Source organism: Pseudoalteromonas peptidolytica, from assembly GCF_012641745.1.
Classification (GTDB): domain Bacteria; phylum Pseudomonadota; class Gammaproteobacteria; order Enterobacterales; family Alteromonadaceae; genus Pseudoalteromonas; species Pseudoalteromonas peptidolytica.
Genome location: NZ_WEHZ01000023.1, coordinates 26584 through 43055, shown reverse-complemented (window position 1 = coordinate 43055; position 16472 = coordinate 26584). Strand labels below are relative to the sequence as shown.

At 41.2% G+C, this 16472-nt stretch carries 14 protein-coding genes; 11 read left to right on the top strand and 3 right to left on the bottom strand.

Going from position 1 to position 16472, the window contains the following annotated elements; all coding sequences use genetic code 11:
- Positions 1 to 95: 95 nt before the first annotated feature.
- Genes aroK through F9Y84_RS14945 form a run of 4 tightly spaced genes read left to right on the top strand, consistent with a single transcriptional unit; the run spans position 96 to position 3980 of the window.
- Positions 96 to 614, top strand: a complete 519-nt coding sequence (gene aroK / locus F9Y84_RS14960; RefSeq protein ID WP_010607062.1) for a shikimate kinase AroK — start codon at positions 96 to 98, stop codon at positions 612 to 614.
- Between the two features lie 25 nt (positions 615 to 639).
- A complete protein-coding gene (aroB, locus tag F9Y84_RS14955; protein WP_125252291.1) occupies positions 640 to 1710 on the top strand; it encodes a 3-dehydroquinate synthase in 1071 nt (356 codons plus the stop codon).
- On the top strand, positions 1711 to 3093 hold the full coding sequence (locus F9Y84_RS14950) for an AAA family ATPase (protein ID WP_147389378.1): 1383 nt from the start codon (positions 1711 to 1713) through the stop codon (positions 3091 to 3093).
- A gap of 47 nt (positions 3094 to 3140) precedes the next feature.
- Positions 3141 to 3980 (top strand): Dam family site-specific DNA-(adenine-N6)-methyltransferase, encoded by an 840-nt coding sequence (locus F9Y84_RS14945; protein WP_125252289.1) that lies wholly within the window; start codon positions 3141 to 3143, stop codon positions 3978 to 3980.
- Between the two features lie 9 nt (positions 3981 to 3989).
- Here F9Y84_RS14945 and F9Y84_RS14940 read toward each other — a convergent pair whose 3' ends face one another.
- Together F9Y84_RS14940 and F9Y84_RS14935 are read right to left on the bottom strand one after the other, a co-directional pair.
- Positions 3990 to 4184 carry a DUF2970 domain-containing protein gene (locus tag F9Y84_RS14940; protein ID WP_125252288.1) on the bottom strand — a complete coding sequence of 65 codons (195 nt, stop codon included), beginning with the start codon at positions 4182 to 4184 and terminating at the stop codon, positions 3990 to 3992.
- Between the two features lie 28 nt (positions 4185 to 4212).
- On the bottom strand, positions 4213 to 4515 hold the full coding sequence (locus F9Y84_RS14935; protein ID WP_147389379.1) for a hypothetical protein: 303 nt from the start codon (positions 4513 to 4515) through the stop codon (positions 4213 to 4215).
- Positions 4516 to 4652: 137 nt separating this feature from the next.
- Here F9Y84_RS14935 and rpe point away from each other — a divergent pair, with 137 nt between their 5' ends.
- From rpe to F9Y84_RS14900, 7 genes are all read left to right on the top strand, one after another.
- A complete protein-coding gene (gene rpe, locus F9Y84_RS14930; protein ID WP_125252286.1) occupies positions 4653 to 5324 on the top strand; it encodes a ribulose-phosphate 3-epimerase in 672 nt (223 codons plus the stop codon).
- Positions 5324 to 5989, top strand: a complete 666-nt coding sequence (locus F9Y84_RS14925; RefSeq protein ID WP_147389380.1) for an HAD-IA family hydrolase — start codon at positions 5324 to 5326, stop codon at positions 5987 to 5989. The genes rpe and F9Y84_RS14925 overlap by 1 nt, the downstream gene beginning before the upstream one ends.
- Before the next feature lie 25 nt (positions 5990 to 6014).
- A complete protein-coding gene (gene trpS, locus F9Y84_RS14920) occupies positions 6015 to 7019 on the top strand; it encodes a tryptophan--tRNA ligase (protein WP_147389381.1) in 1005 nt (334 codons plus the stop codon).
- A 1035-nt stretch (positions 7020 to 8054) separates the two neighbouring features.
- Positions 8055 to 8909 (top strand): hypothetical protein, encoded by an 855-nt coding sequence (locus F9Y84_RS14915; protein ID WP_125252283.1) that lies wholly within the window; start codon positions 8055 to 8057, stop codon positions 8907 to 8909.
- Positions 8910 to 8980: 71 nt separating this feature from the next.
- Complete coding sequence (locus F9Y84_RS14910) at positions 8981 to 10249, top strand: efflux RND transporter periplasmic adaptor subunit (protein WP_211091652.1); 1269 nt, start codon at positions 8981 to 8983, stop codon at positions 10247 to 10249.
- A 1-nt stretch (position 10250) separates the two neighbouring features.
- Positions 10251 to 13367, top strand: a complete 3117-nt coding sequence (locus F9Y84_RS14905; protein ID WP_147389382.1) for an efflux RND transporter permease subunit — start codon at positions 10251 to 10253, stop codon at positions 13365 to 13367.
- Positions 13368 to 14258: an EamA family transporter gene (locus F9Y84_RS14900; protein WP_147389383.1), complete on the top strand. Its 891-nt coding sequence runs from the start codon at positions 13368 to 13370 to the stop codon at positions 14256 to 14258. It abuts the gene before it with no gap.
- A gap of 565 nt (positions 14259 to 14823) precedes the next feature.
- Here F9Y84_RS14900 and F9Y84_RS14895 read toward each other — a convergent pair.
- Entirely contained in the window at positions 14824 to 16470 is a 1647-nt protein-coding gene (locus F9Y84_RS14895) for a class I adenylate-forming enzyme family protein (RefSeq protein ID WP_147389384.1), read from the bottom strand.
- Between the last annotated feature and the right edge of the window lie 2 nt (positions 16471 to 16472).

Below are 16472 nucleotides of genomic sequence, written 5' to 3'. Positions count from 1 at the left end.
ACGGATTACTGAGATAATCCCCTCCTTAATTTTGGGGCCAGGTCGTTAGGCGGGGTTTTATTTCAAATTTTAGAGTTCGTTTGTACTAAAAAGATATGGCTGAGAAACGTAATATATTTCTAGTAGGCCCGATGGGGGCTGGTAAAAGCACGATTGGTCGTCACATTGCAGATCAATTACACCTTGAATTTTTCGATTCAGATCAGGAGATAGAGCGTCGTACTGGTGCAGATATTTCTTGGGTTTTTGATATCGAAGGTGAAGAAGGGTTCCGCAAGCGTGAAGAAAGCGTCATCTCTGATCTGACAGAAATGCAAGGCATTGTGTTAGCGACAGGTGGCGGTTCAGTGATCAGCAAAGAAGTGCGCAACAAATTGTCTGCGCGTGGTATTGTTGTTTACCTAGAAACGCCAATCGAAAAACAGGTAGCTCGTACTCAGCGTGATAAGCGTCGTCCATTACTACAAACCAGTGAAGACTCACGTGACGTACTAGAGCGCTTAGCCGATGAGCGTGAACCACTTTATAGAGAAGTGGCCGATCACGTTGTTCGAACGGATGAGCAAAGCGCGAAAGTAGTTGCAAACCAAATTATTGAAAAGTTAGATTTCTAATTAAAACACCGTAGGAGGGGAAGCCATGCTTGAATTAAAGGTTGATTTAAACGAGCGCAGCTACCCCATCTTTATTGGTGAACATCTCTTATCTGACGAAGTGCGACTTAAGCAATATGTCGGTCAAAATCGTCCTGTTATTATCACTAACTCTACTGTTGCTCCTATATATTTGGACAAGCTACTTGGTGTTTTTGATACACAATCTCCGCTGCACTTTATTATTCCGGATGGCGAGCAGTTTAAATCGCTTGAGTGGTTTGAAAAGATTTCCGCTTTTTTACTCGAGCACAATTGTGGACGAGATACGTGTTTAATTGCACTCGGTGGTGGTGTCGTTGGTGATTTAACGGGCTTTGTTGCCGCTTGTTATCAGCGTGGAGTCGCGTTTATACAAATACCAACGACGTTATTATCACAAGTCGACTCTTCTGTCGGTGGCAAAACAGCAGTAAACCATCCTCTTGGTAAAAATATGATTGGCGCTTTCTATCAGCCAAAAGCTGTTTTTATTGATACCAAGACGTTATCTACTTTGCCTGCAAGAGAATTTGCTGCGGGTATGGCTGAAGTCATCAAATATGCGTTGATTTACGATGCTGCGTTTCTTGATACGTTAGCTGCGCAGCATAGCCAGTTAAACGCATTGGATACAGAAACCCTACAGCAAGTGATTTATAAATGCTGTGCAATAAAAGCTGAAATTGTAGCCAAAGATGAAACAGAGGCAGGGCTTCGCGCATTACTAAACTTAGGTCATACCTTCGGTCATGCGATTGAAGCGCAAATGGGTTATGGAAAATGGTTACATGGCGAAGCGGTTGCTGCAGGCATGATGATAGCTTCACGATTGGCATGTAGACGAGACTGGTTGAACAGTGAAGAGGTAGAAAAAGTCGCTCAGGTCATTGCCTTATATCAGTTGCCAATAGAGCCACCAAGCGAAATGACCGCAGAGCAGTTTTTACTCCACATGCGTAAAGATAAGAAGAATAAACAAGGTAAAATTCGCTTTATACTGCCAACACAGCTGGGACAATGCGCTTTGGTTGATGACGTAAGCGATGAAGATGTGGTCACTCTGATAGGGCGTTAAATGCAGTCGCAAATTTTACCAAGCAGATCTGCGTTGGTAGATAGAATTGCTATGCAGTTCGATTATGGGCAAAACCTGATAACCTTAGTCGGGTCGTCTGGTCTTGGCAAAAGCTATCTTGCTGAGTCATTTCTTACTGATAAATACCCAGAGTTTAATAAAGCTTTTGTAAAACTCTCTGCCAATACCAAAGAGTTTGATGTTATACATCAGCTACTTGAGCATAGTTTTCGCAGTCCTCTTATCGATCAAAAACTTTCTCTTAGCGAAAACTTTATGTTGCTTCATGACGAGCAGCCTTGTGGGCCATGCTTATGGGTTTTAGACAATGCTCGGCATTTGACTGAAGAGTTGGCGCTACAGTTACAAAAACTAGCAACAACAGCCCGAGAAACTATTTATATTTTAGCGACAGCACAGCAACCACAACTCCTTCCAGGTAGCCTAGACATTCATATAGAGCCACTTTCATTACTTGAGAGTAAGCGCCTGATGACGATGTTTTACAAAGATCTTCCACCTGATGAAGATCCTATTTTCAACACCTTTGTAGCAGAAGCACGGGGTAACCCCAGTGTTTTGTTATCGTGGCAACCGGAATCGCAGCGTTTGGATCTACGTGAGACGGGGTCAAAAGATCGCGTAAAAACACAGTGGCAGTGGTATATCATCGCACTATGCTTAGTGTTGACAGCTTCTATGGTCGCTTTGGTCTATCAACAAGAAATAAAGCAATATTGGGCACCGACGCAAACGAACACGCAAAGCGTCGCAACAGCGCTCAATGCACAATCTGTTTTTGAACCGTCGAATACGTCTCAAAAGGAAAGTGAAGTGCCAGGCACGACATTACAGGAGCAACCACCGGCTGCCCTTAATACTGATGAAGGGGAAATCGCTGCCGTTGGGAGTATATTGTCGGCGTTAATGGAAGCTGAGAAGAAAGAGAAAAAAATGCTACACAATGAGGCGCAAGTTAACCAAAGTATGGAGCCTCAAGACGATGAGCTCAAGGTTGGCACCTCTGAAAATACCACCGCTATTGTTAGTGCTGAGCGCCAACCGGTAGCATCTGAGCCTATTTCAGGTAATGAATGGTATAGCAATCGAACGGATGAAGAGTGGGTCATACAACTACTTGCAGTGACTGAGGTTGGGATAGCCGCTGCATTCATGGCGGAGCATAATGATGTGGTTATGCGGCAGTTTTCAGTGATAAGAAATGGGCGAACTTGGTTTGTTGTTACATCAGATGTGTATCCTAATTTAGATATGGCAAAGCAAGCGAAGGCTGAATTGCCCGAAGCATTGCGTAAAGGGCAGCCGTTTTTTAAAAGAGTCAGTAAAATTAAGCAAGAAATTGCTCAGTCTCTCGGTAATTAGCCACATTTAGTGTAAAATCGCGCAACCACTCACGACATAGAACGAGCATGCAACAAAAGACTAGAGCCTTCTTAAAATGGGCAGGCGGAAAATACAGCTTAGTAGAAGATATTTCTAAGCGCTTACAATTAGCCAGTTATGAAGCTGATACACTAGTTGAGCCTTTTGTTGGAGCGGGATCTGTTTTTTTGAATACGCAGTTTAAACACTATGTACTCAACGACATTAACGCAGATCTGATAAATCTCTATAAAGAGTTAAAGCGAATTCCTGATGAGTTTATTGCTGATGCTAAACGTTTATTTGTCGATCTAAATAATCATCCAGATGCGTATTACGCCTATCGTCAACAGTTCAACGAAAGCATTGATGTATATGAGCGTGCAATCTTATTTTTGTATATGAATCGCCATGGCTATAATGGTTTGTGCCGCTATAACCTTAAAGGTATTTTTAACGTACCCTTTGGTAAGTATAAAAAACCTTATTTTCCAGAGCATGAATTATACGTGTTTGCTGAGAAGGCGCAGCGTGCGACTTTTACTTGTAAGAGCTACAGTCAAGTATTTGAGAATATACCCAAAAATGCGGTAGTGTATTGTGATCCCCCGTATGTTCCATTGAGTAAGACGGCTTCTTTTACGAGTTACGCAAAAGGTGGATTTAATTTGGACGATCAGGCTGAGCTTGCAAACTTAGCGGAAACTGCGGCTTTTGAGCAGCAAACGCCTGTGCTCATATCAAATCATGATACAGTGTGGACTCGGAAGATTTATAATCAGGCCAGTTTAGATGTGATTAAAGTAAAACGAACCATTAGCCCCAAAGGCAATGGGCGTAATAAGGTCAACGAGCTAATGGCGCTGTATCACCAACCAAAAAAATAAGCCGGTCAGCTAGGCTAAAACCACGCCATTAACAAACCAAATAAGACCTACCACAAACAAAAAGACAAACAAAACACCAGCCAAAGCAAATGGCCAAAAGCGCTTTTTACTAAAGTCATACTCTTGTTTTTGGCCACTCTGCACACCAAACATTGCTGCGCATACACTTTGGACTAGTGCGAGTTTATTAGTAGAAGAAGCCATAGTGTTTACCTCTCAGACCAATGGTCGATTAATAAGGAGATGAAACTTTACTACTGCTTTGATTGTCCTTAGAACCAATTAATAGCTCTAACAGATCTAAGTAATGAAATTGACCATTGGCACTGCCACCTGTCAGCCACGCAGCCCAACTTGTATGTGCTTCACGTTGACACTCTAAAGCACTAACACGTTGGCTTAAACTATTTGAATTACATACACATGCGTTGTAGTTGGTGGCAAACTCTTGGCTATTATCAAAAGAAAGTACCCCTGCTGATACGGCGAGCACTGCCGACAGCAGAGCAATCCGTGCTTTATATCTAGAAACCATAACCCTATCCCCAGAAAATAGATATCGGATAATAATACACAATGTTCGTTTATTGCACAATCTTAAAAGGTCGTAATTCGCAGACTTTCTAGCCAATTTACGGTACAGTATCGGGGTCTTACGTTTAGGGGTAAAGTATGTCTGATTTTTTAATTGCACCGTCGATTCTATCCGCAGATTTTGCAAGGCTTGGAGAGGATGTTGAAAAGGTATTGGCAGCAGGCGCTGATGTTGTCCATTTTGATGTGATGGATAACCACTATGTACCTAACTTAACTTTTGGTCCAATGATTTGTGAGGCACTGAGAAATTACGGTGTGACTGCGCCAATTGATGTGCACTTGATGATTAAACCTGTCGACAGTTTGATCCCTGAGTTTGCCAAAGCAGGTGCAAGTATTATCACTTTTCATCCTGAAGCAAGTGATCATATTGATCGCAGCCTAGCATTGATCAAAGAATCTGGATGTAAAGCGGGGTTGGTGTTTAACCCAGGTACGCCGCTTCATTATCTCGATCATGTTATGGATAAAATAGATCAGATCTTATTGATGTCGGTAAATCCAGGTTTTGGTGGGCAAAGCTTTATCCCGCACACGCTAGAAAAGTTAAAAGAAGCGAGGGCACGTATCGAGTCTTCTGGTCGTGATATTCGTCTTGAAGTTGATGGTGGCATTAAAGTCGATAACATTGCTGAGGTTGCGGCTGCAGGTGCTGACATGTTTGTTGCTGGTTCTGCGATTTTTAACCAGCCCGACTATAAAGCCGTTATCGATGCAATGCGTCAAGAACTGGCAAAGGTAAAATAATGCGTTTTGAGGGGATTCTATTTGATCTCGATGGCACACTAGTTGATAGCGTCGAGGATATGTACATGGCGCTCAATTTAACGCTTTCTGAGCTTGCCCATCCTATTGTCAGCCATGCGCTGGTTCGTGAATGGGTCGGTAATGGTATCGATATGTTGGTAAAAAGAGGTCTCAGCGGTAGTAATGAGGTCAGTGAAAACTTATCGGAAAGTTTGGTGCACACCGCCGTTGAGCGTTTTAAAGTACACTATGATGAATTAGTGGGTCAGTATGCTGGATTATATCCACATGTTGAAACGGGACTATCTGCATTTGCGAATGTGCCAAAAGTCGTAGTGACCAATAAAAATCGCGCATTTACATTAAAACTGCTGGATAAATTAAACCTCACATCGCACTTTACTTGTATTGTGTGTGGTGATGATACAGACAAAAAGCCCTCACCAGCACCATTAATGCTGGCAGCAGAACGCTTAGGGATACCGACAGATAAGTTGATTATGGTAGGCGATTCCAAAAGCGATATTTTAGCGGCACAGGGGGCCAACATACCTGTGATTGCGCTTAATTATGGGTATAATCAAGGATTCGATTTGAAAGAGTTCAATCCACAGTACCTTTGTGATGGATTCTTAGATATTATTCCCATTATCAATCAACGTTAATTCAATGAAAAAATAAAGGAACGACATGAGTAAACCTGTAGTATTAAGTGGTATTCAGCCAACCGGTGGTATGACAATAGGCAATTACGTAGGTGCCATAAACCAGTGGCTTAAACTACAAAATGACCATGATTGTCACTTTATGCTAGTTGATTTACATGCTATTACTGTGCGTCAAGACCCAGCTCAATTACGCGAGCGTGTACTTGATGGTGTTGCGCTTTATACTGCATGTGGAATAGATCCAGATAAATCAGCGCTGTTCGTACAGTCACAGGTACCAGAACATGCGCAGTTGGGTTGGGTGTTAAACTGCTATGCCCAGATGGGCGAGTTAAACCGCATGACGCAGTTTAAAGATAAGTCAGCAAAACACTCAAACAACGTTAATGTGGGATTATTTGCATATCCTGTTCTACAAGCTGCAGATATTTTATTGTATCAAGCTGATCAAGTGCCTGTGGGCGAGGATCAAAAGCAACATCTTGAACTGACACGTGATATTGCGACGCGCTTTAATAATCTATACGGTGATGTATTTAAGGTACCTGAACCTTATATTCCTGAGGTTGGCGCGCGAGTGATGAGCCTGCAAGATCCGTTGAAAAAGATGTCAAAATCGGACGATAATCCAAACGCTTTTGTGATGCTGCTTGATGAGCCGAAAAAAATTGAGAAAAAGCTGAAAAAGGCTGTCACCGATTCTGATGAACAAGCGCGTATCTACTTTGATCGTGCTGAAAAGCCGGGCGTATCTAATTTATTAACTTTACTGAGCGTTGCAACTAAGCGTTCGGTTGATGAGTTAGTGCCGGAGTACGAAGACAAAATGTATGGACACTTGAAAAAAGATACAGCAGAAGCAGTTGTAAATATGCTAAACCCAATACAAGCCCGCTTTAAAGAAATCCGTGAAGATCGTGCTTTATTGGACGAAATTATGCGTAAAGGTGCTGAGAAAGCAGGCGCTCGTGCGGAGAAAACGTTAAAAGCGGTATATAACGCAGTCGGGTTTATTCCAAGAGGCTAAACCTATTTTCACAATGGTGTGATTGGTATTGAGAGAAGCTAGGGTCTGCTTAATGTAGGGCTTACTGTACATGAGGGTACAATTCTACTGCAATACCAATCATATACTACCTTGTATGCTTAGTGCATTTACATTTACTATATTTAATCAATACTTGTTTGTTGTTTTAGTTGTAGGGGGGCTTGCGACTAACAATGAAATAGTAAACTTACCCTCATCAAGAATTATTCTAAAAAAAGACATAAAATCACCTGTAAAGGACTAAATCCTTAATTCTTTATTAACTTTTAATTTTTATTAAAAATTAAAATAATTTGAAATTTTGTATTTTTAATAATGTCTATTAGCAATAAGTCTTATATAAATTTATGGTTTTTATATAGTGACAATCTTATCCTTTCAATTATAAAAATTTATATTACATAGCTATTTTTATTCTTTTATACAATAAAAGTATATCAACAAGTTCTTATCCTTTTCTATCAGGCTATGGCTAAAGAAGTTCGCTATACTCTATGGCCGACAATACGAAATCCCCAAAGTGCACTTGCAGCATAGCTCCTCTTGCCTTTTCAATTGATATTCACGTGCAGCCACTCTATCAAATTAATAAAAACTCAAAAAGCAAATAATAATTATTACTAATTGAGGCTTGTTTAGTCTTTTTTAGAAAGCGCTGTATAACCTGAGAAATAAATACTCTGGATTAATAAAGTATTCCAAATTTTACCTCATGTACCAGAAATATTTCACTATGTACTACTTTTGGTACATTACTGAGAGGGGTATGAATAATTTGCTATCTACAACGTGAGGAAATTTTAAAAAATGCTAATAAAGTCTTAAGAGTGACTCTTAAAGTTAATAGAGTAAGGTGGTCATTTATGTCGGATTTCATAAGTAATTCAATATTTAAATAGATAAATTTTCTCCGTGAAGAATGAATAATAGCTAACAAAAATTAGTTTTTTATTTACATGGCGTGGTTTTTGCTGCGGCGAGGTTGGTTTTAACCAAAAATAAGGAAAATTCAGAATGAATTTAAAATCTCTAGCATTAATCGGACTAATCTCAACTTCTGCTTCAGCAGCAACTCAGTTAGTCGAAAATAAATATCCAGTAACAAACCCTGAAGTATTCGGGAAGCAAGTCTTCGATGATGGCATGCATACTCTACGAGTATATGGTGAAGTGATGCACCTTGGTGGTGGTACTGTTAATACATGGATTTCTCTTGCAGCAGGTGGATACTATAAAATTGGTATGACTTTCTCACCAGAAATTCTTGATATTAATAATCTGCCTACTGAAGCGACGCACCATGATGCTTACTTAGACTTCCCTCGTCTAGCTGGAAGCCCATTCAAGCATTCTTATTTCTCATGGAATCCAGCGGGTCACGCGCCAACCAACATCTATGACATTGCACACTTTGATATCCACTTATCATTCTTTGAAAAAGAAGAGTTAGCGGCTATTCAGTTTGCAGATCCGGAAGGTCAAATTCTGCCTCCAGCAGAATACATGCCACCAACATCAATTGCGCAAACTTTCCCTGACGGCAGCTATATCAACGTGCCAAGTCAAGGTGTTCACTGGTATTACGAAGATACACCTGAATACAACGGTGGCGTATTTACAGAAACTATGTTGTGGGGTTCGTACAACGGCAAGCTTAGCTTTGTTGAGCCAATGATCACGTTCGACACAATTATGACTGAAACGTTCTTTGAAAAAGAGATCGATATGCCATTGTGTGTAGAAGCTACAGGCTTCTATCCAAAAGTGTACGGTTGGCAGCATAAGCAAAATGCGGAAGGACAAACATACATTGACGTGTATATGAAGGACTTCGTATTTATGCGTGCTAACGCACCTGGTTGTAGATAATAGGTGTAAAGGTGGCCGTTAGGTCACCTATTTTCACTTCAATGTTCCATCTTGATTAAAGTGCAGTTTTTATGAACAAAATATTCCATTGGATAGTCGTGATCTTAGTATTTATTTTAATAATGAGTACTTCATTCTTAGTTTATGCTTTTTATTCCGATACTTCAGATATTGATGAGACACTATCTACTCCAAAAGTTGCTAATAACGTTGTAACAAAGCAACCCGTGTATATCTGTCCGATGCACAGTCACATAATAAAAAACCATCAAGGTGAATGCCCGGTATGCGGCATGAAGCTAGAAGCTGTAACTCATCAACACGCAGAGGCTGATGCAAAAGCTGAAATTACCCTCTCAGGTTTAATGCAAGCCAATGTTTCTCTCTCTACCTCCAGTGTAGAACGTTCCACTCTATGGAAATATATCGAGACACTTGGTCAGGTGGATTATGACCGCAATCGTGTACTTGACCTACACACTAAAGCGAAAGGTTGGATTGAAGCTTTAGCAGTAAACACAGCGGGGGAGAGAGTTTCCAAAGGACAGTTGCTGTATAAAATCTATTCGCCCGATTTAGTGGCTGCTCAGGATTATTATCTCGGTATTTTTAATAGTACCCGAATGAATAAGAAGCTACTTGAGCGCGCGTATTCTCGTCTGCTTTTATTGGGGATCACTGAAGATATAATCAAAGAAATAGAAAAGCTTGGTGACTCTATCGATATTTTACCGTTTTATGCGCCTTTTGACGGTGTCGTTTCTTCAATGAATATGCAAGAAGGCTCTTACGTTGTCCCAGAACAAAAAATGATGACACTCTCTGATGCCTCAAATGTATGGGTAGTCGCTAATGTCTACGAACATCAAATCGACTGGGTGCGCTCAGGCAAGTGGGCAGAGGTTGACATACCAGCGTTAGGTATCGAAAAGCTAGAAGCTAAAATTGAGCACATCTATCCTGAATTAGACCCTGTTACTCGAACACTGCGTGTGCACCTCTCGTTGGATAACGCCGAAAATATTATCAAAAAAAATATGATAGCGAATGTTCGTATCTATGGCGGTGGTAAAAAAGACGCAATCCATATTCCTGAAAGTGCCGTGATCCGAACTGAGCATGAAAATAGAGTCATTGTTAAAGAAGGTAATAATCGTTTCATTCCCAAAGTCGTTAAAGTTGGCATTAGTACCCAAGGAAGAGTAGAGATATTACATGGGTTACAAGAGGGAGAAAAAGTCGTTACCTCAGGACAGTTTTTAATTGACTCGGAGTCTAGTATCAAAGAAGCCATATTACAAATGGCTCAAAGAGACGATTTAAGTAGTAACGAGAACTAACATGTTAGCGCAAATAATAATTCAAAGTTTAAAAAATAAATTTCTTGTTATGCTGGTGTTTTTGGGGCTGGGCTTAATGGGCTTTCGTGCACTAGATAAAATCCCATTGGACGCAATCCCTGACCTTACTGATGTTCAAGTCATCATTAAAACTTCTTACCCAGGTCAAGCTTCCGAAATTGTTGAGCAACAAGTGACTTATCCACTGTCAACTTGGTTACTGTCTGTGGCTAAAGTGAAGGCTGTGAGGGGATGGTCATTCTTCGGTGACTCCTATGTCTATGTGATCTTTGAAGATGGAACGGATCCTTATTGGGCAAGAACGCGGGTACAGGAATATTTAAGCCGTGCAGAAACCATTTTACCTGACGCTGCAAAACCTAGTATGGGGCCTGATGCTTCAGGTGTAGGTTGGATCTTTCAGTATGTACTAAAAGACACAACACACTCTCGTGACCTTAGTGAAATGAGAGAGTTGCAAGATTGGTTTTTAAAATTTGAACTGCAATCTGTGCCTGGTGTAAGTGAAGTTGCCACCGTTGGTGGCATGGAAAAGACCTATCAAGTTGTGCTTGATCCACTTAAATTGATGCAATATGGGCTCACCATAGCGCAAGTAAGAAGTGCAATTCATAATGCCAACAGTGAGCAGGGTGGCTCTGTGATGGAGATCGCTGAGGCGGAATACATGATCCGCGGCCGAGGATATTTAAGCACATTAGATGATTTTGATAACATTGCATTGGGCATTGTAAATGATGAAGGTATGCCGCTGACTTTGAAGCATGTGGCCACGATAAAAACAGGCCCACAGTTGCGCAGAGGAATTGCAGATCTTAACGGGTTAGGAGAAGTGGTTGGTGGTATTGTTATCATGCGAGATGGTGAAAATGCCTTAACGACCATCAATCATGTAAAAGCAAAGCTTGCACAGTTAAGCTCAGCGTTACCTGATGGGGTTGAGTTTGAAGTGGTGTATGACAGAAGTAAGTTAATCACAGCCTCGGTTGACAATTTACAATCCAAAATACTCATTGAAATGGCTGTAGTCGCGGTTGTTTGTTTTGCCTTTTTACTACACATCCGCTCGACTTTAGTGGTTGTGCTGTCTATCCCCTTTTCGTTATTAATTGGCTTTTTAGCGATGCAGTGGTCAGGATTAAATGCAAATATCATGAGCCTTGGCGGGATCGCGATTGCCGTGGGTGCCTTGGTCGATTCGGCCATTGTGATGGTTGAAAATGTGAATAGACACCTATTAAATCATCAAAAACGTACAGGCATACAACCTTCAAATCGAGAGAAATACAAAATAATTGAAACCGCAGCGACAGAAGTTGGGCCTGTTTTATTTATTTCACTGCTGATCATTACAATTGGTTTTTTCCCGGTTTTTGCCTTAGAAGGTCAAGAGGGAAAGCTATTTACGCCATTGGCACTGACGAAAACATTTGTGATGGCAGCAACCGCATTGCTCAGCGTCACTTTAGTGCCGGTATTAATGAGCTTATTGATCAAAGGGCAGATCCCAGATGAAACTCGCAATCCACTGAATGCCATACTGATCCGCGGTTATACGCCGTTTATTAATTTTGCTTTGGCATCTCCTAAGCTCGTGATGTTTATTGGCGGAATAGTAGCAGTATCAATGGTATACCCATTGATGAAAATGGATAGCGAATTTATGCCTGATCTATACGAGGGAGACTTGCTGTATATGCCCTCGACATTACCGGGGGTATCTATCGCCGAAGCGGGATCTATCTTACAAAAAACAGATCAACTGATAAAAACTGTTCCTGAGGTTGAGTCTGTTTTCGGTAAAGTTGGCCGTGCCGATACCGCAACCGATCCTGCACCACTCACTATGCTAGAAACGACAATTCAACTAAAACCTGTAGAGCAATGGCGTGCAGGTATGACACTTGAAAAGATCATTGCAGAGCTGGAGAGTAAAGTTAAGTTGCCTGGCGTGACAAACACTTGGGTACAACCGATTAAAACTAGAATTGATATGTTGTCTACTGGCGTAAAAACTCAGCTTGGTATAAAAATATCCGGTGAGAGTTTGACCGAGCTTACCGCGCTTGGTGAGCAGATAGAAGGGCTACTCAATCAGCTTGAAAGCACAGGATCTGTGTATGCAGAACGTACTCAATCTGGCAGGTATATAGATATTGAGCCAAATAGAGTCGAAGCTGCGAAATATGGCTTAATGATCTCAGATATTCAAGATGTCGTTAAATTTGCCTTAGGAGGCGCGAATGTTTCAGAAGTAGTCGATGGACGCACGCGTTTTCCAATTAATCTGAGATACCCAAGAGTCTATAGAGATAATATAGATGCCTTAGAAACGGTGCCATTTCTGACTCCAACAGGGGCTTGGGTGACTCTCGGTCAAGTTGCAAGCATCGAAATCAAAGACGGACCTGCGGTAATAAAAAGTGAAAACGGCTTAATGAGCGCATGGGTGTTTATTTCTGTTACCCCTGACGTTGCTATTAGCGATTATGTCGATGAAGCAAGTGCTCTATTGGCAAGTAACATTGATTTGCCTGAGCGTTATACATATACGTTTACAGGCCAATACGAGCACATTGAACGACTAGAGAAAAAGTTACTAGAAGTTATCCCACTGACGGTATTGGTTATCTTTGTGTTGCTTTACATTGCGTTTCGTTCGAGCGCGCAGGCTTTGCTGGTGCTCTGTACATTGCCTATCGCAATTTCAGGTGCACTTTGGTTTGTTTACTTTTGTGGTTATCCAATATCTGGCGCGGTCGTTGTCGGAATGATTGCACTAGGCGGTGTTGCAGCTGAGTTTGGTGTGGTGATCACCTTGTATTTAAATCAGGCTCGCGCCGAGCAAAGTAACCTGGTTGAAGCTGTTAGAGAAGGTGCATTATTGCGCATACGGCCAAAAGCGATGACTGTTTTCACTATTGTTGCAGGGTTGATCCCCATTATGTTTAGTATGGGAAGTGGGGATCAAATTATGCAGAAAATTGCTGCGCCAATGATAGGTGGAATGTTGGTCAGCCCAATCATGTCTATGTTGGTTATTCCTGCGGGATACCTAGTTTTATATAGATATAAACAAAGGAAATTGGAGGAATAAATGAAACTAAAAGACTTTGCATTGGCGATTCTCGTTACCGCGATTTGGGGCTGGAACTTTTCCATTATTAAGTTGGGACTAGACACTTTAGACCCGTTCATGCTGGCAGGACTGAGGTTTTTATTTTGTGCTATCCCATTGATTTTTTTCATTGAAAGACCGAATACCTCAATAAAGGCCATTGCTTTTTATGGGCTGTTATTTGGCACCGGCGTTTGGGGAATGGTGAATCTAGGGGTTTACCTTGGCGTCTCGGCAGGTGTTGCTTCATTGTTGTTACAGTTTAGTGCTTTCTTTACGGTCTTCTTTGGGATGATCTTTTTTAAAGAAAAAGTTGGATTACAACAATGGATAGGTTTCTCGTTAGCAATGCTAGGTTTGCTGTTGGTATTAAACTTGACCGATGGCAGTGTTTCATACCTTGGTGTCGCTTTTGTGTTACTGGGTGCGCTGTGTTGGGCGTTAACGAATGTAGTGGTGAAGCAAGTGAAACCGAACAATGTGTTTTCATTTGTAGTGTGGGCGTGTCTGTTTTCTGCTTTCCCGCTATTTTTGTTAGGTTATTTTGTCAATGGTGCAGAGGCAATGCTATTAATGACCAAAAATATCAATAGCATGGCGCTATTTTCTATTTTCTTCCAAATATATCCAGCCACGCTGTTTAGCTTCTGGATCTGGAGTTCATTAATGAAACAATATCCTATTTCTACGGTTGCACCGATCTCTTTGGTTGTACCTTTATTTGGATTGATGGGGTCAATGGTGATCTTTAATGAAGAGATAAATGCGAAAAAGATCATCGCATTTGCCTTGATCTTGACAGGATTGATCGTTGGACTATTCGGTAACAAGTTTTATCGCATGTTGGTGCCAGCACCAAAACAAGCATAAGCTTCACCTTCACTTTGAAAGAAGCTTTCACACTATGAAAAACCTTTGAAACAGCATGCTAGGCAGCTTAAATAAGGTTTTCAAGCTACCTTTTAAAAGCCATTGATCCGATAAGCATCAATGGCTTTTTAGTTTTTATTAATTCGTACTTTATCGTTGCTGGCGCGAATGACCCCGTACTCGCGTAGTCTTCACTCGATAAAAGTGGGTATCGGGTAATCATGAGCATGCGCTGAGTTTAACTGGCTGATCTTGCCTAAATCTAAGCGAACTTTTCTTTACAAGTAGGGGGGGAATGACCTCTAAAAGTTGTAACTCCCCCAAAAATGAAACGGTTCATAAGTAGAATTTTCTATTACCTAATATAAGAAAGAGCCGGGAATTCAACTCCGAAGTACACCCCCGTTAAAGCAGGCTGTCTGAGAGTATCAATTATCCGATGCTCAGGTTTTATAGGTGCAGGTACTTTAGTGAATGTAGGTTCGGCTTAAAGGCTGATATTATAAGCGAAAAAGCCACAACAAAGAGTAGGCTTTGTTGTGGCTCCAGCAGTTAGAACTCAAAATTAAATAAAGACTTTTATTTCACTTTGGTCGTCATGACGAAGTACACGTTTAAGTACTTTGCCAGTTACCCCTTCTGGCGCATAGGCATTAGCGTTGGATACCACTGAGATGCTGTTGAGTGATATCACGTTGTGCGCTTGTAACCAGGCATTTATTTGGGTTAATAAATCATACAAGTATGATTCTTGCGTATTTTCAGTGACCAAATCAACTCTGATAGCGACCTTCGTTGCTTGTTTATCATCTAAGTATGTATAGATTGAGCAGTCAAAGATCTCATCAAAACGTTTGAGGATCAGCTCTTCTGTTAATAAGCTATACAGTGTTCCGTCTTGCGTTTCAATTTTGTCGGTGATCCTATCTAAATGATAGAAATAGCCAAGTGTATCCTTACGCACCAGATCGCCCGTGATCCAGTAGCCATTGACACGTGATTTCTCACTGATCAACGAGCTATTCCAATACCCAGGAGTAAGCGAAGGAGATTTAATACCAAGCCGGCCAACTTGACCTGCGGGAAGTAAATTACCATCGTCATCTAATACCTGAGCGTCAACCCAAGGTTGTGGCTTGCCAACGCAACGATCATAGTCGCGCTTACCGCGGTAATGATTTACGGTGAAAAGGGAAGATCCCATTTCTGATGAACCCAAACCGTCAATGTAAACAGAGCCAGGCTTGCGCTCTGCATTGTTAAAGTGGCTGCCCCATTCAGTTAAATGCTTCACATGTCTCTCATGTGCAGCATCTCCTGTACTGCGCCAGTAATTAACGCTTTGTAGCAACTCTGGGTTGGGCTCATCTCTTACTAGTTCAACGAAAATCTTTGGAAATGCAACAACAAAGTTTGGCTTAAAGCTATCAATTTGCGCCGCTAAGCTCTTTGGTGATTTATCGCTCAGTACCAAAGTTGGACAACCGCGCATGCTGGCTTCCATTAGGTATGCCAATCCCGAGTTATGGGAATGTGGCAACGCCGTTAAGTAACGGTCCAAATTGTCGATTGGATTACCCAACCTGAATCGAATACCATGAAAATATGGCTTATGTGCAGCGATAACAGCCTTTGGAATACCAGTCGTACCTGAGGTATGAGTTAGGAGTACAGGATCTAACGCATTGTGTACAAAAGGATAAACCGTAGGCAATTGTGTTGTCGCTTTTTGTTTGACTACTTCATCAATGATGAAAAACTGAATATCATCATGTTTATCAACAGCTGTGAGCTCTGATAATCGATTCTCAGTAGTTAACACAAGTTTTGCTTCAATATGTTGAATGTATTGAATGGCAATACTTGGTGCAAGCTTACTGTTGATCAGTGCTGGAACCGCACCTAAGCTTGATAGCGCAATAAACTGGACAAAATAGTCTATCGTATCATCAATAAATACCGCAATTACATCTTTAGCAGTAACCCCTTGTGCATGATAAAAAGCAGACCACTGCTTTGCAGTATTAAGCAAACTCTGATGTGAGAAGCTAAAAATTTGCGTATTATCAAAACCAATAATTGGTCGCTCTAAAAAGATATAATCATGATCTTTATAGCTGTTTTCTCGCAGTAAATAGTGCAGGAAATTACCTGCACCTAACTGATCATTTTGAAGTAATTTGCAAAGTTCAAAAGGATCTATTTGGCTCATTG